The sequence below is a fragment of the Vibrio glycogenivorans genome (assembly GCF_051660965.1).
Taxonomy (GTDB): domain Bacteria; phylum Pseudomonadota; class Gammaproteobacteria; order Enterobacterales; family Vibrionaceae; genus Vibrio.
On the sequence record NZ_JBPVIS010000003.1, the window covers coordinates 570,711 to 589,218 of the forward strand.

Annotated in this window: 16 protein-coding genes; 2 read left to right on the forward strand and 14 right to left on the reverse strand. The window is 46.7% G+C overall.

Features of this window, described 5'->3' with window-relative positions; translation table 11 throughout:
• Window positions 1–22 precede the first annotated feature (22 nt).
• Window positions 23–1,000 carry a substrate-binding domain-containing protein gene (locus tag ACSTTG_RS10575; RefSeq protein WP_438458424.1) on the forward strand — a complete coding sequence of 326 codons (978 nt, stop codon included), beginning with the start codon at window positions 23–25 and terminating at the stop codon, window positions 998–1,000.
• Window positions 1,001–1,251: 251 nt separating this feature from the next.
• Here ACSTTG_RS10575 and ACSTTG_RS10580 read toward each other — a convergent pair whose 3' ends face one another.
• From ACSTTG_RS10580 to tig, 14 genes are all read right to left on the reverse strand, one after another.
• Complete coding sequence (locus ACSTTG_RS10580) at window positions 1,252–1,812, reverse strand: hypothetical protein (RefSeq protein WP_438474768.1); 561 nt, start codon at window positions 1,810–1,812, stop codon at window positions 1,252–1,254.
• Window positions 1,813–2,261: 449 nt separating this feature from the next.
• Window positions 2,262–2,957 (reverse strand): orotidine-5'-phosphate decarboxylase, encoded by a 696-nt coding sequence (pyrF, locus tag ACSTTG_RS10585; RefSeq protein WP_438458422.1) that lies wholly within the window; start codon window positions 2,955–2,957, stop codon window positions 2,262–2,264.
• Window positions 2,958–2,994: 37 nt separating this feature from the next.
• Entirely contained in the window at window positions 2,995–4,164 is a 1,170-nt protein-coding gene (gene lapB / locus ACSTTG_RS10590) for a lipopolysaccharide assembly protein LapB (protein ID WP_438458421.1), read from the reverse strand.
• 17 nt (window positions 4,165–4,181) lie between these two features.
• Window positions 4,182–4,472 (reverse strand): LapA family protein, encoded by a 291-nt coding sequence (locus ACSTTG_RS10595; protein WP_438458823.1) that lies wholly within the window; start codon window positions 4,470–4,472, stop codon window positions 4,182–4,184.
• Window positions 4,473–4,653: 181 nt separating this feature from the next.
• Window positions 4,654–4,938, reverse strand: a complete 285-nt coding sequence (gene ihfB, locus ACSTTG_RS10600) for an integration host factor subunit beta (RefSeq protein WP_438458420.1) — start codon at window positions 4,936–4,938, stop codon at window positions 4,654–4,656.
• 414 nt (window positions 4,939–5,352) lie between these two features.
• The gene (gene rpsA / locus ACSTTG_RS10605) at window positions 5,353–7,023 is read right to left on the reverse strand and encodes a 30S ribosomal protein S1 (protein ID WP_438458419.1); all 1,671 of its coding nucleotides are present in this window, start codon (window positions 7,021–7,023) and stop codon (window positions 5,353–5,355) included.
• A 113-nt stretch (window positions 7,024–7,136) separates the two neighbouring features.
• On the reverse strand, window positions 7,137–7,814 hold the full coding sequence (gene cmk / locus ACSTTG_RS10610; protein WP_438458418.1) for a (d)CMP kinase: 678 nt from the start codon (window positions 7,812–7,814) through the stop codon (window positions 7,137–7,139).
• Between the two features lie 258 nt (window positions 7,815–8,072).
• Window positions 8,073–8,372, reverse strand: a complete 300-nt coding sequence (locus ACSTTG_RS10615; protein ID WP_438458417.1) for a ComEA family DNA-binding protein — start codon at window positions 8,370–8,372, stop codon at window positions 8,073–8,075.
• Window positions 8,373–8,544: 172 nt separating this feature from the next.
• Entirely contained in the window at window positions 8,545–10,389 is a 1,845-nt protein-coding gene (gene ppiD, locus ACSTTG_RS10620) for a peptidylprolyl isomerase (protein ID WP_438458416.1), read from the reverse strand.
• A gap of 177 nt (window positions 10,390–10,566) precedes the next feature.
• The gene (locus tag ACSTTG_RS10625; protein WP_438458415.1) at window positions 10,567–10,839 is read right to left on the reverse strand and encodes an HU family DNA-binding protein; all 273 of its coding nucleotides are present in this window, start codon (window positions 10,837–10,839) and stop codon (window positions 10,567–10,569) included.
• Window positions 10,840–11,030: 191 nt separating this feature from the next.
• Window positions 11,031–13,382 (reverse strand): endopeptidase La, encoded by a 2,352-nt coding sequence (gene lon / locus ACSTTG_RS10630; RefSeq protein ID WP_438458414.1) that lies wholly within the window; start codon window positions 13,380–13,382, stop codon window positions 11,031–11,033.
• Window positions 13,383–13,508: 126 nt separating this feature from the next.
• A complete protein-coding gene (gene clpX, locus ACSTTG_RS10635; protein WP_438474769.1) occupies window positions 13,509–14,789 on the reverse strand; it encodes an ATP-dependent protease ATP-binding subunit ClpX in 1,281 nt (426 codons plus the stop codon).
• Window positions 14,790–14,914: 125 nt separating this feature from the next.
• Complete coding sequence (clpP, locus tag ACSTTG_RS10640) at window positions 14,915–15,541, reverse strand: ATP-dependent Clp endopeptidase proteolytic subunit ClpP (protein ID WP_438474771.1); 627 nt, start codon at window positions 15,539–15,541, stop codon at window positions 14,915–14,917.
• Between the two features lie 106 nt (window positions 15,542–15,647).
• On the reverse strand, window positions 15,648–16,952 hold the full coding sequence (tig, locus tag ACSTTG_RS10645; protein ID WP_438458411.1) for a trigger factor: 1,305 nt from the start codon (window positions 16,950–16,952) through the stop codon (window positions 15,648–15,650).
• A 667-nt stretch (window positions 16,953–17,619) separates the two neighbouring features.
• Here tig and ACSTTG_RS10650 point away from each other — a divergent pair.
• Entirely contained in the window at window positions 17,620–18,498 is an 879-nt protein-coding gene (locus ACSTTG_RS10650) for a nuclear transport factor 2 family protein (protein ID WP_438474772.1), read from the forward strand.
• The last annotated feature ends 10 nt before the right edge of the window (window positions 18,499–18,508 follow it).

The window sequence follows — 18,508 nt, forward strand, 5'->3', positions numbered from 1 at the left end:
CACCGTAAAATAGGAGAACTAAATGATGTTACTAGTTAAAAAGTTTACGCAGTTTGGCTTCGCTATCCTGTTTGCTTTGCTGTTGTGCACCACGCAAGCCTTAGCAAAAACCCATAAAATAGGGGTTTCTGTTCCCTCTGCTGACCATGGGTGGACCGGCGGCGTGCTATGGTGGGCAGAGCAAGCGACCAAAGACTTTAAAGACTCTGACTATGATGTAGAATTCTTTGTGGTCGCGGCAAGCTCAGGCTCTAAACAAGTGGGTGATATTGAGGATCTAATGATCCGTGGTATTGATGCTCTGGTCGTACTGCCGCATAACCCAGCGACACTGCAAACGGTGATTGAAGAAGCTTACGAGAGTGGTATCTACACCGTAGTGGTTGACCGTGAGCTGGCCAAGCCTGCCCAAGATGTGTTTATCGCCGGTGACAACGCAGGGTTAGGTTCAGTCAGCGGCAAATGGCTGGCTGAGGAGATGAACAAAAAAGGTAAGGTCGTGGTGATTGAGGGTATGTCGATCCCAATTAATAAGCAGCGTGTTGATGCCTTTAACGAGATCATAGCCAACTACAAGAACATTGAGATCCTTGATAGCCAGCCTGCTGACTGGTCGACTCAAAAAGCCTTGGCGGTGATGGAAAACATGCTCCAGCGCCATCCTCATATTGACGCAGTTTGGTGTCAAGACGACGATATGCTCAAAGGCGTCATGCAGGCGATTAAAGAATCTGGACGCACAGAGATCAAAACTGTACTTGGTGGCGCGGGATCTAAAGATATTATCAAGATGATTATTGATGAAGACCCTGTAGTACGCGCTACGGTGACTTATCCTGCCAATATGATTGCTTCAGGTATTGGTCTTGCGGTGACAGGGTTAAAAGAAGAGAATCTAGGAACTCTATACCATACCTCACCATCACGCGTTATCCTGGCCGCTGAGCTAGTTGATAAGCACAATGCGGATAAATTCTACGAGCCACGTTCGGTTTTCTAAGCTCTATATTAAGCTAGGCGGATAGCTTTACTAACAAGGTGGTAAATAGTGCCATACCCGAGCCTGCCTGTTTACCAAGTTAATAACCTTTACCACGTTAAAACTATCCGCCGAGTGTGCTTGACCCGCAATCCTCGTTGGTCGTTATCAATAAATAGTGATTAAATATTGGAACGAGCGACTCGGTCGCAAATTAAGCTACTCGCGCTCAAACTGCATATTGAGGTTGCTTGGGAATATATTTACAGTAACTAGATAAGTCGTTCTGTCTTAACCAACTTGTGATCATCATTTCTCTTACGCTTTAGCCAATCACTATTCGGATTTTTCTCAAGGAAGTATGACTCAACATCATTTGTATTTTCAAACATGGAAATAACAAATCTTAACGTATCCAAATTACCTATAATACGCACCTGACCTAAATTGTTTGCTACCCCTTTTTGAATATCGAATACCTCATGGTCATGACCGCGTATCGTATAGGTCCCTTCACCTTCACCCAGTGCAATGACAATTTTGGCCAACGCAAATTGATACTGACCAGGTTCAATCTTAAAGGTACTAAAGTAACCATGACTGTTGCTGGAAGTGACGACCTCTATCTTACCTGTTTTAACATTTTTAAACCTTAGTTCAATGCTAATTGGATAGCCTTTTGTCAACTCGGTTTGCTTATCATCATCCACGTAGTCAAATGACAGTTTGCCATAGACAAGAGCCATACGAAGGTCAGAAGGCTCAGGTCCAATTTTTCCCGAAGCACAACCTGACAGGAAGGTTAAAACTAATAATGATATTATTTTATTCATACTACACTTACTAAATTCATTTTTATAAGTAACCATCTTAAGTAGCCAGAGGTTACTCTATGTTACTATGAGATAGTGACTTCTATGCTAAGTAAATGATAAATAAAACCATGGAAAATTAAAACAATTAGCCACACTATTCCCATTCAACAGAATTAACTACCAAAACAGAAAATAATCAGACCAAGCTAAGAAAATAATATCAAACCACCAAATAGTTAATAACTTTGTGAAACCAGTTAATTTTCGCCACTATGAGTACATTATTATTTCAAATAGCCAAACGCTAGTTAATTAAAATAGCCTATCCAACTATACCCAAGTGACATCACTATTCTAAAGGGTTGGTCAATTATGAGTAACCGCGCTTTGATATGATACAAAAAACCCTATTTATGTAGACCGAGCAATATAAATAGGGTTTTGGGTTACGGATGACTAAATCGGGCTTAAGCCAGAGAGTGATTGATCTCAGCTAGCACCTTGGCAGGGTCAGCAGCCTGAGTAATTGGACGGCCAATCACAAGGTAATCTGAGCCCGCAGAAATAGCATCAACAGGAGTCATGATACGCTTCTGATCGCCTACATCTGCGCCGGCAGGACGAATACCTGGGGTCACAAGCTTAAACTCTTGACCAAGCTGTGTCTTCAGCATGTTGGCTTCCTGTGCAGAGCAGACAACCCCGTCAAGACCCGAGTTTTTGGTCAGCTGAGCCAAGCGAATCACCTGCTCTTGCGGCGCGATATCAAGACCAATACCAGCTAGATCAGTTTGCTCCATGCTCGTTAGCACAGTCACACCAATCAATAGTGGGCGATCCTTACCATATGGCTCAAGAATTTCGCGTGATGCCGTCATCATGCGCTCACCACCACTGGCGTGGACATTCACCATCCATACACCCATCTCCGCAGCCGCACGAACGGCCTTAGAACACGTGTTTGGGATATCGTGGAACTTCAGGTCAAGGAAAACCGAGAAGCCGCGTTGGTGTAGCGCTTTCACATACTCTGGACCAAAAAGAGTGAACATTTCCTTACCCACTTTCAGTCTGCAGCTTGCTGGGTCAATTCTATCTACAAATGCCAGCGCATCAGCTTGGTTATCATAATCAAGTGCAACGATAACTTTTGGGTCGTTCATTTCATCTCCTAACTTTTATAACAATCGAACCTGAGGCTTACTCGCCATCAAGCCCGCGGATCGGTTTAATGCAGCCCCACCCTTTACAGGATGGGCAGTGCCAATAAACCGAATGAGTAGCAAAACCACACTTACGACAACGATAGTGGGGTTTCGCTTTCAACTGTTCACCAACCAGTCTTTGTAGGGTCGTCAGGCTATCTTTACCGCGCCCTTCTTCCGCCTCTTGAATATGATAGTCAATTAAGCGGTGAAAGCCCTTCATGGTTGGGTTTTTAACCAACTGGCGGGTTAATATCTCTTGCGCAGCGCCAACCCCATCGTGGGTAGCCACAAGCTGCGCCAACATAAGCTCGGCTGATACGCCAGCCTTATTGCTAATACACTCGCGTAAAAAAGCGACCAGTTGCTCTTCTTCAGATAAGTGATGGTAGCAATCGGCAATCAGCGGTAGTACCTCAGCGACAAAATCTCGGTCTTGTTGCAAGACGCGCTCAAAGTACCCTACAGCGCTCTGGTAGTCTTCACGCTCTAGATAGAGCTTGCCAAGTACGATACTCGCGCGAACACACTTAGTATCAGTTTTGAGGGCTTTCTCCAATAACGAGATTGCTTTGGCTGGATTACTCTCTGCTAATTGCTCTTGGGCGAGTTCACACCAAAAATGAGCAACAGCGCCATTCATTCGTTGCTTACCCAGTTTGATCAGCGTGGTTCCACACTCAATCGCCTTATTCCATTCTCTGGTTTGCTGATAAATCACCATCAATTGGGTTAATGCTGCGGTGCGGTGCTCAGGCTCATCGATGAGCTGCTCAAAAATACGTTCGGCTCGGTCGAGGAAGCCGGAGACCATATAGTCCTTCGCCAACTGCTGCAGAGCAATATTTTTTTGATCAATCGTCAGGCCTTGGCGGGAAATGAGATTTTGGTGTATTTTTATCGCCCGATCGACCTCACCGCGAGAGCGGAAAAGGTTACCCAGAGCAAGGTGAGTATCGATGGTATCGTCATCGACCTGCAAGAGTTCAATAAAGTGGTCAACGGCTTTATCTGATTGATCAGAGAGCAACAGGTTAAGACCAGTAACGTACTGTCTGGATAACTGGTTTGACTGCTTTTGGCGCTCTTGGTTGGCACTTCGACTTCCCATATACCAACCGTAAGCGGCGGCAATGGGAAGTAATAAAAACAATAACTCTAACATTCGGTCGGCAATCTAACTTATTCTGACGCAGCCGTTGTTGTCGGTGTGGTAGCGGGCTTGGCGGCTTCGTACTTTTTCAGCTGTCTTTTTAGCTTAGTGATCTGTAGCTTCGCACGCAGATGTAAGGTACCAAACAATATCCAAGCGAGGATAAAACCGACGACGAAAACGCCACCGAGCAGAGTCGAGAGGTGAAAGTCGCCTTGTGCCAGTAGATAGTTAAACGTGACAATGGCCTGATTCTGGGACCCCAACGCAAGTGCAGTAAGAAAAAGGACTATTACTGCTAGTACCTTAATTATTTTCATCATCCACGTTCTCCATTATGTTTGGCTGTACCTACGACCATCGCTCATTGACAGCAAAGCTTGAGGCGGCTGCGGTATAGCGATTATGCAGCAAAAACCACTGATAAACCATGCCTCTGCACAATTAACCAATAAAAAAGCGGTACACCTAAGGTATACCGCTTTTTTCTATTCTTGCTTACTAGTGCGCGCCGTTCACCCGCTCACGCAGCTCCTTGCCTGGTTTGAAGTGGGGCACATGCTTGCCTTCCAGTTCTACCTTTTCGCCTGTTTTTGGGTTGCGCCCTACTCGTGGCTCCCTGTAGTGCAGGGAAAAACTGCCGAAGCCACGAATCTCGATGCGGTCACCGCCCTCGAGTGTATTCGCCATCTGTTCCAAAATATCTTTAACGGCATCCTCCACTTCCTTGGCGGACAGATGCGGTTGTTCAGTACAGATTCGCTCGATTAATTCAGACTTAGTCATGTTTGTCCTCGTCTTGTTCTTTTAGCAGAGATTATAGACAACATTATTAGATTCAACAAATACTTGCGTCACTCTACGAGTAAATAATAGCAACCCAATGCAAAGCAGCCATGTTGATCGGCATGAAGTTCTCTTTTCGGTTCCGCTCATCGCCGTAGGCCTATGAGCACTAAGTCAAATTTAGTTGAAATTTAGCACCTTGGCTAATAAATCCGGCTTAATTGACAACAAACTAACTAAATCTTTGACAACTAACGGTGTTTTTGACTTCCTGCTGAAGAGAAACGACAGGCGGAACCGTTGCACTGCGAGAGGCGACGGAGGAAGAAAAGAGAAGGTTCGATGAGTTCAATGAGGAGTAGAAAACAAAAAAGGAGCCCGAGGGCTCCTTTTTAACAACCATTAAGGGGAGAATTACTCGCCTTTAGCTGCTTTGAATGCGTCTGCCATAGCGTTACCGAACGAACCATCGTCTGCTTTGTTCAGTGAAGCCATTGCTTCTTGCTCTTCAGCTTCATCTTTAGCTTTGATAGATAGGTTGATTACGCGGTTCTTACGGTCTACACCTGTGAACTTCGCTTCAACAACATCACCAGCGCTTAGGATTAGAGAAGCGTCTTCTACGCGGTCGCGAGATACTTCAGAAGCGCGGATGTAACCTTCAACGCCTTCGATGATCTCAACAGTTGCACCTTTAGCGTCTACTGCAGTTACAGTAGCGTTAACTAGAGCACCTTTCTTGTTGTCAGCAACGTAAGCATTGAATGGGTCGTTTTCCATTTGCTTAACGCCTAGAGAAATACGCTCACGCTCTGCGTCTACTGCTAGAACTACTGCAGAGATTTCGTCGCCTTTCTTGTACTCGCGTACAGCTTCTTCGCCAGCAACATTCCAAGAAATGTCAGATAGGTGAACTAGACCGTCGATGCCGCCTTCTAGACCGATGAAGATACCGAAGTCAGTGATAGACTTGATCTTACCAGTAACTTTGTCGCCTTTAGCTTGAGCTTCAGCGAATGACTGCCATGGGTTAGCTTTACACTGTTTCAGACCTAGAGAGATACGACGACGTTCTTCGTCAATCTCAAGAACCATAACCTCAACTTCGTCGCCTACATTAACAACTTTAGATGGGTGGATGTTCTTGTTAGTCCAATCCATTTCAGAAACGTGTACTAGACCTTCAACGCCTTCTTCGATTTCAACGAAGCAGCCGTAGTCAGTTAGGTTAGTAACGCGACCAGTTAGCTTGTGACCTTCTGGGTAACGCTTAGCGATTGCTACCCATGGATCTTCGCCTAGCTGCTTAAGACCTAGTGATACGCGAGTACGCTCACGGTCGAACTTAAGAACTTTAACTTGGATCTCGTCACCAACGTTAACGATCTCAGAAGGGTGCTTAACGCGCTTCCAAGCCATGTCAGTGATGTGTAGAAGACCGTCAACACCACCTAGATCTACGAACGCACCGTAGTCAGTTAGGTTCTTAACGATACCTTTAACTTCAGAACCTTCTTGTAGAGTTTCTAGAAGTTCGTCACGCTCAACGCTGTTCTCAGACTCGATAACTGCACGGCGAGAAACAACTACGTTGTTACGCTTCTGGTCAAGTTTGATAACTTTGAACTCTAGCTCTTTGTTTTCTAGGTGAGCAGTGTCGCGGATTGGACGAACGTCTACTAGAGAGCCAGGAAGGAATGCACGGATACCGTTTAGTTCAACAGTGAAACCGCCTTTAACTTTACCGTTGATGATACCAACAACAGTTTCAGCTTCTTCGTAAGCTTTCTCAAGAACGATCCAAGCTTCGTGACGCTTAGCTTTCTCACGAGAAAGCTGAGTCTCACCGAAACCGTCTTCAACAGCGTCAAGCGCTACGTCTACTTCAGAACCAACTTCAACTTCAAGTTCGCCAGCAGCGTTCTTGAACTGTTCAGCAGGGATAGCAGACTCAGACTTAAGACCAGCGTCAACAAGAACGAAACCGTTCTCGATAGCGACTACAGTACCTTTAACGATAGTACCTTGTTGGAATTCAGTCTCATTTAGAAACTCTTCAAAGAGTTGAGCAAAAGATTCAGTCATTATTCAATCTTCAATTAATTTAAACTTCCACGGGCATCCTACCGCGTGGGGTTATTAACTTCGCCGGTTATCATCCTTGCAACCAACGCTCCATACAAGCCCAGCCTTAAGGGCTAAGCCAGTTTAGATTCTATATGTTCCAGTGCTTTTTCAACCACTTGCTCAATTGACATCGAGGTGGAATCCAGCACTAACGCGTCCTTCGCAGGACGCAGCGGCGCCACAGGACGATTACGATCTCTATCGTCTCGCTCCTGGATTTCGCTCAAAAGGTCGTCAAATCTAACATCTACGCCCTTGAGTTGCAACTGTTTCATACGGCGATGTGCCCGCTCTTCGGCACTGGCATCGAGGAAGATTTTTGCCTGCGCTTCGGGAAACACGACGGTGCCCATATCACGGCCATCAGCGACTAGGCCTGGCGCTTGGGCAAAAGCACGCTGGCGGCGTAGCAACGCCTCGCGAACACGTGGCAAGGCAGCAACTTTTGATGCAGCCATTCCCGTTTCTTCTTTACGCAATTCATTGGAGACATTCTCACCTTCGAGAATCACTTTCACTAAGTCCCCCTCGGCAATGAATTGCACGTCAAGGTGCGTCGCAAGTGGTACCAAAGCATCTTCTGACGTTAGGTCAACGCCGTGGTGGATTGCAGCGAGTGCAAGCACACGATAGATCGCCCCGGAATCTAGCAGCTTATAACCCAATTGATTGGCAATCAGCATGCACAATGTGCCCTTTCCTGCGCCGCTCGGCCCGTCAACTGTGACGATGGGTGTTTGTGAAGACATGGTCTACTCCATTTATTTTTGCTTGTGCCATGATCAGAGAAGAATGCGCTAAAAAACAGCAAACTGACGTAAACTCTGTGACTCTGATCCGGCTTAACCCAAATGCGGCGCTGATTATATACAAAAATCTGGGCAGATGCTCATGCAAATAGCGAGTTTTTACATTCCAGGGGAAAGATTTTCCCCATACCTAACTAGATATGGGGAAGGACCTAATTGAGCTCAAGATACCTCTTGAGATCATTTAGATAGCTTAGACTACAGCTTGATTCTGTCTGCGTTTTTACTCAATAGAGACGGGCCAATTCCTTTTACTTGGGACAGCTGTTCAACCGTCTCAAACTTGCCATGTTGCTCACGGTAATCGACGATCGCCTGCGCCTTCTGCTCACCAACCCCTATCAGCAGCGTGGCTAACTCCTCTGCTGGGGCGGTATTGATGTTAACGCTGATCGGTATGCCCTCATATTGGTCCGCTTTGGGTGCAGCCGACACCGAAGAGAGGAGTCCTAGGCAAACGCTTAGAGATAGGATAATAGTGGTGATGAGTTTTTTCATGATGTTGCTCCTAGATGATTGAGTCGCACCTTGAGCAAAATACACAACACAGTGATTGGCTAAGCGACGCACATAAAAAAAGAACGAACCACCAAGTAGTTCGTCCTCTAATTACATACGATTACATTCAGCTTACTGCGAAACTCACAGTATTGACCTTATTCGGCCTAGCTTAGTTGATGTAGTAATCCACGCTGATTTCTTGACGCAGAATTTCGATCAGGCCTTGCATGTCCTGCTGAGCATTGGTTTGCTCAAGCTGGAAGCCAATCTGATCATTGAACTCAGGGTCGATTTCAGTATTGATATCGTTAAGCTCAACAATGGCAATATCACCATTCATCTCGGTTGCGCGAGTAAAGGTTCGCTCACCTTCAACCGGCTTGACCATAGCGAATACGGTTTCAGCAAGTGGTGAACGGCGATCAATCGTCTCGATCTCACCAAACTCAACGCCTTGAGCCTCAAGTACCGCTTCATCACCAGAGCGCAGAGCCTCAAGTAACGTTTGTGCTACTTCAGAAGCCGCTTGCTCACCTTTAACTTGTGATAGTTGAGCAACAACGTCTTCCTCAACCTCTTCAAGTGGCAGTACCATCTCTTCACGCATCTCCTCGACGCGCACCACAATAACGTGCTCAGGTGCCACTTCGATCACTTCAGAGTTTAGACCGTCTTCTTTCACATCCGCGCTCAGAAGCGCTTGCATCACAGCTGGAGCCATTAGCACTTCTGGTGCATCAAGTTGTGAAATGAAATCAGTCGTCACAACTTCGCCGCCGATCGCTTCTGCTGCGTCATCCAGTGAGTCAGGGAACTCAAAAGCGACACGCTCTAGATCGTTCTGCTTAGCGTAAAACTCGTCAACCGCAGCTTGATCAAGCAGCTCTTGCTCGATGTCTTGAGCAACTTCTTCAAGTGGCTTCGCTGTCGATGCCTCGATACCGGTTAGCTTGATGATATGGAAACCAAAAGCAGATTCAACGATCTCAGTGGTCTCACCCTGCTCAGCAAGAGCAAACGCTGCATCTTCAAACGCTGGGTCCATCACACCACGCTCAATCCAGCCCAAAGAGCCGCCTTGATCTGCGCTGCCAAAGTCCTCTGACTTCTCTTCTGCCAACTGCGCAAAGTCCGCACCTGCAGTCAGTGACGCCAATACCTCTTCAGCAGCATCACGCTCGCTAACCAAGATATGGCTAATTTCACGCTGCTCTTCCGACGAGTAACGCTCGATGTTTTGCTGGTAATACTCTTCAACGTCTTGCTCAGAAACCGCGCCTGCATCACGCAAGGCCATCGCCGATAGCTCAAGGTAAGACACTTTAAGCTGCTCAGGGCGGGTGAAACGCTGTGCGTTTTGCTGGTAGTATTCCGCAACCTCTTCATCGCTTAGCTCAACGTTACCTGCAAATTCTTCAAGCGAAAGAACCACTTTACGGATATCACGAGTCTGACCCAGCAGAGTAGCTTGCAGCTCAACTTCGCTGTTTAAAGAAAACTCACTGCCTTGGATTGCAGCCAAAAGCTGGTCGCGTACTAGATCACGGCGTAAATACTCTGCAAACGCATCTGGGCTATAGCCCGCGCGGCGCAACGTAGCTTGATAAATGTCTTGATCGAATTGACCATTAGTCTGGAACTGAGGCATATCGAGCATCAGCTGACGGACTTGATCGTCGCTGATACGCAGGCCAAGCTTCTTAGCATGCTGCTCAATCAAAACATCGTTAACCATACGATCGAGAACCGACTGACGGAATGAAGCGACGTAAGCGGGATCACCAAGCATCGCCGAGAAGTACTCGCCGAGCTGAGCTTGCATACGATTACGCTCATTTTGGTAAGCCTGCTCGAACTCACCACGGCTAATGTCAACATCACCGACAGAGGCTGCAGAGTTACCTGAGCCACCTAGGTTGCCGACGACACCAGCAAAGACAAAGGAAAGGATAATGATCCCGAGGATGATCTTGACCGCTAGGCTGTTAACGCCTTCGCGTATACGCTCCATCATGTATAAAGCTCCGAAGTTTCACTTCTAATAAATATTCTTGTGCGCGATGATAACAGAAAAAGAAAAGCGCATCAGTATGATGCGCATTTTTTAAAATCGTTCACTTATAAATGGTTCTAAGTGTAAATCTTTGTTTCACTTAGCAATCACTGCTAACCGAGATTAGAAAAGATGCAATTAGTTACACGCATCTTTTAGCGCTTTACCCGCTTTAAACGCAGGAACGTTCGCTTCAGCGATTTGGATCTCTTCACCAGTCTTAGGGTTACGACCTGTACGCGCGGCACGAGTGCGAACACTGAACGTACCAAAGCCAACAAGTGCCACTTGGTCACCAGACTGTAGAGTGTCGCCTACCGCTTCAATAAAAGCGTCTAGCGCACGGCCAGCTGATGCTTTTGAGATATCCGCGTTTTCTGCAATTTTGTCTACTAGTTGTGTCTTATTCACATTATTCCCCTTAAAGTCTACCTGACGAAGATTGAGGTAGTTTCATTCCAATTTATTTTTGTTAATCATCAGCCGAGCCCTTGCTACATAAAGGCTCAGCCATAGTTTGTAACGTTAGCGCTCAAAAAAAACGCTGACAAGCCTTTTTAGACGTATCAGCGCAATCTTTTACTTATTTTTGCTGTATATCACTATTTTGTAGTGACAATTTCAACACCACTTGGCGCATTTTCCAAAGCAACGTTCAATACTTCATCAATCCACTGCACTGGAATCACCTTGAGGTCGGCGATAACATTGTCAGGAATCTCTTCGAGATCACGTTCGTTGTCTTTCGGAATCAGCACGGTAGTGATGCCACCGCGGTGTGCAGCAAGCAGTTTTTCTTTCAAACCACCAATTGGCAAAACTTCACCACGCAGGGTAATTTCGCCGGTCATCGCAACCTCAGCTTTGACAGGGTTACCCGTTAGGCTGGACACCAATGCCGTACACATAGCGATACCCGCACTTGGGCCATCTTTCGGCGTTGCGCCCTCAGGCACGTGCACGTGAATGTCTTTCTTCTCGTAGAAGTCGCTGTTAATGCCGAGTTTCTCAGCACGGCTACGTACAACCGTCATGGCAGCTTGAATCGACTCTTGCATCACATCACCTAGTGAGCCAGTTTGAGTCAGCTTACCCTTACCAGGCATCGCTTCTGTCTCAATAGTCAATAAGTCGCCGCCGACTTCTGTCCAAGCAAGCCCTGTCACTTGACCAATGCGATTGCTATCATCAGCCTTACCGTAATCATGGCGTTGAACACCCAAGTACTCCTTGAGGTTGTCCATACTAACCGTGACAGATTTCAGTTGTGTGTCTAGCAAGATATTTTTCACTGCTTTACGACAGATTTTTGAAATTTCTCGCTCAAGGTTACGCACACCCGCTTCACGCGTGTAGTAGCGAATGATGCCGACAATAGCAGAATCTTCAATCACTACCTCACCAGACTTGAGGCCATTACGCTGCATCTGCTTCTCGACTAAGTGACGCTTAGCGATGTTGAGCTTCTCATCTTCGGTGTAACCTGACAGACGGATCACTTCCATACGGTCCAGCAAAGGCCCTGGAATGTTCATTGAGTTTGAGGTAGCGACAAACATCACATCCGACAGGTCGTAATCAACCTCTAGGTAGTGATCGTTGAACGCATTGTTCTGCTCAGGGTCAAGAACTTCAAGCAATGCCGATGACGGGTCGCCACGCATATCAGAGGACATTTTGTCGATCTCATCGAGCAAGAATAATGGGTTTTTCACCCCGACTTTCGACATCTTCTGAATAAGTTTGCCAGGCATAGAGCCGATGTAGGTACGACGGTGGCCACGGATTTCCGCCTCGTCACGCACGCCACCAAGCGCCATACGCACGTACTTACGACCCGTTGCCGACGCAATTGAGCGACCTAGTGAGGTTTTACCCACACCAGGAGGACCAACCAAACACAGAATTGGGCCTTTCAGCTTATTGATGCGGTTTTGCACCGCGAGGTACTCTAGAATACGTTCTTTCACGCGCTCTAGACCGTAGTGGTCCTCATTGAGTACTTCTTCTGCTTTAGCAAGATTTTTCTTCACTTTTGAGCGCTTAGCCCAAGGCACACCAACCATCCAGTCAATGTAACTGCGAACCACAGTAGCCTCGGCGGACATTGGCGACATCATCTTAAGCTTTTGTAGCTCTTGCTCTGTCTTGTCTTTGGCTTCTTGTGGCATCTTCGATTCTTCAATCTTCTGCTTAAGAGCCTCGAATTCGTCAACGCCGTCCTCACTCTCGCCAAGCTCTTTCTGAATCGCCTTCATTTGCTCATTCAGATAGTACTCGCGCTGTGATTTTTCCATCTGTTTCTTAACACGACCGCGAATGCGCTTCTCAACCTGAAGGATATCGATTTCCGACTCCATCTGGCTCATCAAGAACTCAAGACGCTCAGTCACGTCCAACAACTCTAGTACTTGCTGCTTATCATCAAGCTTCAACGGCATATGAGCGGCAATAGTATCAGCCAGGCGTGCAGCTTCGTCGATACCGCTCAGAGACGTCAGTACCTCTGGTGGGATCTTCTTGTTCAGCTTAATAAAGCCTTCAAACTGACTGATCGCGCTGCGTACGATAACCTCTTGCTCTCGCTCGTCAAGCTCTGGCGTGGTTAAGAACTGGGCATCAGCCAGGAAGAAATCGTTGTCTTTGTACTGCTCAATCTTGGCACGCTGCTGACCTTCAACCAGTACCTTCACCGTACCATCAGGGAGCTTTAACAGTTGCAAAATAGTTGCAACCGTGCCGACATCAAATAGGTCTTCGATACCCGGCTCGTCTTTGTCTGCTTGTTTTTGCGCCACAAGCAAGATCTGTTTGTTGTTGTCCATCGCCGCTTCCAGGCACTGGATTGACTTCTCACGTCCAACAAACAGAGGAATGACCATATGTGGGTAAACCACCACATCACGTAGAGGTAATACTGGGATTTCAATACGCTCGGAACGTTCCAAGTTCATAGAGTTCTCTCTTCCGCTTATACTTTATTTGGAATATATGGGGGCTAATTGGTTGGTTTCAATGACGGAATAAAAAAAAGGAAGCAAGATCTGCTTCCTTTTTATATGCAATCACTGCGCCGAGGATTACTCTGCGCCAGCGGCTTGGCTGTCATTGTTGCTGTAAATCAACAATGGCTCAGACTCACCATTGATCACCGACTCATCGATAACCACTTTGCTCACGTCTGTCGCTGATGGCAGCTCGTACATGGTCTCTAGAAGCACACCCTCTAGGATTGAACGCAAACCACGTGCACCTGTCTTACGCTCCATTGCCTTCTTCGCAATCGCGCGTAGGGCATCTTCACGGAATTCAAGTTCAGCATTCTCCAGCTCAAAGAGTGCCGCGTACTGTTTGGTCAGTGCATTCTTCGGTTCACATAGGATCTGGATCAGTGCGTCTTCATCAAGCTCTGTCAGCGTCGTCGTCACTGGTAGACGGCCGATGAACTCTGGGATCAAGCCATATTTCACCAAATCTTCTGGTTCAACCTGGCTAAACAAGTCACTCAGCGTCTTAGATTCGTCTTTAGAGCGTACCTCCGCGCCAAAGCCGATACCTGTACCCGTTGCGACACGCTGCTCAATCACCTTATCGAGACCGGCAAACGCACCACCACAGATGAAGAGGATCTTTGAGGTATCAACCTGTAAGAACTCTTGCTGAGGGTGCTTACGACCACCTTGTGGTGGTACAGAAGCGACTGTGCCCTCGATCAATTTCAATAGTGCCTGCTGTACGCCTTCACCTGAAACATCTCGAGTGATCGATGGGTTTTCTGCTTTGCGTGAAATCTTATCAATTTCATCAATATAAACGATGCCGCGCTCTGCTTTAGAAACATCGTAATCACATTTCTGTAGCAGCTTTTGAATGATATTTTCTACATCTTCGCCAACGTAGCCCGCTTCGGTCAGTGTGGTTGCATCTGCCATGGTAAATGGAACGTCCAAGAAACGCGCCAGCGTCTCAGCCAATAGCGTCTTACCGCTACCTGTTGGACCGATCAGCAAGATGTTACTCTTACCAAGCTCAACACCCTCTTTGGTGGTGTCACCATTGCGCAGACGCTTGTAGTGGTTGTATACCGCTACCGCCAACACTTTTTTCGCGTAGTCTTGACCGATCACGTAATCATCGAGGTGATCACGGATGGCTTTCGGCGTCGGCAACGCCTCAGACTCTTGCTTAGGAAGAATATCTTTGATCTCTTCACGAATAATATCGTTACACAGATCGACACATTCATCACAAATATAAACCGAAGGGCCTGCGATTAGCTTGCGAACTTCGTGCTGGCTTTTGCCACAGAAAGAGCAGTACAGTAACTTACTGTTACCTGAATCTTTGCTTTTATCTGTCATTCGCTAACCTCTTAGCCTTTATTTCTTTCGTTACGAGTTTACTACATATCACTCAATATTGCTTGTCGCAACTGGAGTGATAGACATCCGTCCACTCGCCGTTAACCTATATTCGCCGTAAACCTTTATTCACCGCGATGGTTCAATACAGAGTCTACTAGGCCATACTCAACCGCTTGATCACTAGACATGAAGTTATCACGATCAGTATCGCGCTCGATAACTTCCAGTGGCTGACCTGTATGCTCAGCAAGCAACTTATTCAGCTTCTGCTTAATGGTAAGGATTTCTTGCGCATGGATCTGGATATCCGATGCCTGACCTTGGAAACCACCTAGTGGCTGATGAATCATCACGCGAGAGTTAGGTAGTACATGACGTTTGCCAGGCGCACCACCCGCTAGCAGGAAGGCACCCATGGAGCACGCCTGACCCATACATACGGTACTCACATTTGGCTTGATGAACTGCATGGTGTCATAAATCGACATACCCGCCGTCACACTACCACCCGGTGAGTTGATATATAGGAAAATATCCTTATCTGGATTTTCAGACTCGAGGAAAAGTAGCTGGGCAACAACGAGATTCGCCATTTGGTCTTCTACTTGACCAGTTAAGAAAATTATACGCTCTTTGAGTAGACGAGAGTAGATATCGTATGAACGTTCACCGCGAGACGTTTGCTCTACTACCATAGGTACTAGCGCGTTAAGAATTGGCGACATTGCATTTTTTTCTTGGTAGCTCATAGTCTTATATCCCTAAAATAAATGGCCCGAATGATAACCTATCACACGGACCATTGTTAGCAGATGAGTTAACGGTTAGTCAACCTGTTAGCGTCGTTTCTGCCTATTAAGCAGCAGGTTGCTGATTCATTAGCTCGCCAAAGGCAACTTCTTTCTCAGTTACTTGTGCTTTTGCAATGATTGCGTCGATAGCTTGCTCTTCTAGAGCAACGTTGCGCATGTTGTCCATCATTTGTTGGTTTTGCTCGTAGTAAGCAATAACTTCTGATGGATCTTCGTATGCTGTCGCCATCTCTTCGATAAGCGCTTTCACTTTCTCATCGTCAGCTTTTAGCTCTTCAGACTTGATCACTTCGCCTAGTAGAAGACCTACAGATACGCGACGCTTAGCTTGCTCTTCGAACAGTTCACGTGGAAGTTGCTCAGCGGCTTCTGGGTTACCACCGAAGCGTTGTGCAGCTTGCTGACGTAGACCTGCAATTTCTTGATCGATAAGTGCTGCTGGAACGTCGATTTCGTTCGCTGCAACTAGACCGTCGATCGCTTGCTCTTTGATGCGGTTCTTAACTGCTTGCTTAAGCTCACGCTCCATGTTCTTGCGAACTTCAGCTTTAAGTGCGTCAACACCGCCTTCGTTTACACCGAACTTAGCAACGAACTCGTCGTTGATTTCTGGAAGTTCACGAGCTTCAACTTTGTTTACTTTGATAGCAAACTTAGCCGCTTTACCTTTTAGGTTTTCAGCGTGGTAATCTTCTGGGAAGGTTACGTCGATTTCGAATTCCATGCCTGCAGTCTTGCCAACGATACCGTCTTCAAAACCAGGGATCATGCGGCCAGCGCCCATTTCTAGTGGGAAGTTCTCAGCTTTACCGCCTTCGAACTCTTCACCGTCGATTGAACCAACGAAATCGATAGTAGCGCGAGAACCTTCTTCAGCAGCACCTTCAACTTCAGTCCAAGTTGCTTGCTGCTTGCGAAGAGTTTCAATCATCTCTTCAACGTCTGCGTCTTTAACTTCTGCTAGTGGCTTCTCAACTGCGATAGTCTCTAGGCCAGACAGTTCGATTTCTGGGTAAACTTCGAACGTTGCGTTGAATACTAGGTCTTGACCTTCAACGTTTTCAACTGGTTCGAAAGTTGGAGCGCCTGCTGGGTTGATCTTGTCTTTAACGATTGCTTCGATAAAGTGACGCTGCATTACTTCGCCTAGAACGTCTTGACGTACTGCTTTACCGTACATCTGTGCAACCATCTTAAGAGGCACTTTGCCTTTACGGAAACCATCGAAACGACGGTTTTTAGCGATGTTGCGTAGTTCAGCTGTCACTGCATCTTCAATGTTAGAAGCAGGAACAGTAATGTTAAGACGGCGCTGTAGGCCCTCTAGCGTTTCAACAGTAACTTGCATTTTTTATAAACCTCAAAAATGGCTCAGAATTTTCTGAGCGTATGAGCCACGCATCCACAATGTCTGCGAGGCTTCATCCTTGTTTAGCGCGCAAAAAGCGCTTATTCAAATTGAGTATCGATACCCGGCTTACTCAGCCGCATACCGGACTAATGAGTGATATCTTCAGCAGCCGTGCCCAGGGCAGCCTGCCTTTAAAGGTATCTCCGATTAGTCTCAGGGTAAAATTTTAGACGAAGCATTCTAACCACCTGAGCTTAGCCTGTCGAGCCGAACCCTTGTATCGATCCCTCATTATTAGCTTTTTAAAGTTGACTGCTCCGTTTTCGACCAATTTTGACCGTTGGCCACTACACAAGCGTCAATCAACAGGAGAAATTGGGGGCTTTTATTGGCTTTTCAAGGCTAATTGACAATTTTTTCTCGTTAATTGGCTTTTTAAGCCCTTAATGTGAGCAAGATTCAACGCACTAGGGCGAAAACTCTTCATCGTTTTACACATAATTTCACGCCTGAAGCAAAGCTAACTCACTCAAGCCGGCTAAAGAATAAGTCTAAGGTTGAGCCGTGAACGTTCGATATTCACCATAATTTGGCCCAAATCAACACGGCAGGGGTAACAGTACCCTCCTACTATTGATGGCGAGTTAAGTAAAAGGTGATCCCCATGAAGACAATAGCAACGTTCGCGAAAACCACCCTTTTCTCTGCCGCTCTCTTGGCGACAGGAGCCCATGTTTCAGCTCATGCCTCAACGATGGAAGCCGACGATATGACCAACAAAGACAAAGCCATAGCCGTTATCTCTAGTATTGAAACCGGCGATCAAAGTGCGATTGGGTATATCAACCCGGAGAACTATGTCCAGCACAACCTTGGTGTTGCTGACGGTCTGGCAGGCTTTGGTGAGGTGATGCAAATGCTGCCCGAAGGCAGTGCCAAAGCCCAAGTCAAGCGCGCATTCCAAGATGGCGATTATGTCTTTTTACACACCGACTATAACTTTTTTGGCCCTAAGGTTGGCTTTGACGTATTCCGCTTTGAAGACGGCTTAATCGTCGAACACTGGGATAACTTGCAGGAAGTTGCGCCGAAAAACCCAAGCGGCCGCACCCAGCTTGATGGTCCCACCGAGGCCACTGACCTAGATAAAACCGAGTCTAACAAAGAGATAGTCACCAACTTTGTCAAAGACATATTGATGGACGGCGACATGTCAAAAATCAATACCTACATTGGTAATGAAGACAGCGAATACCTGCAACACAACCCTATGGTCGCCGACGGTTTAAGCGGTTTGGGGGTTGCTCTTGAAGAGTTGGCTAAGGCCGGTCAGCCGATGGTATACACCACCAACCATAAGGTGCTAGGTGAAGGCAACTTTGTCCTATCTATTAGTGAGGGGCAGTTTATGGGGCAGCACGTCGCATTTTATGATTTGTTCCGCCTAGAGAATGACATGATTGTCGAGCACTGGGACACCATCGAGCCTATCCCGGCAGAGTCTGAGTGGAAAAATACTAACGGCAAGTTTGGCTTTGAATAAGCCACGCTAT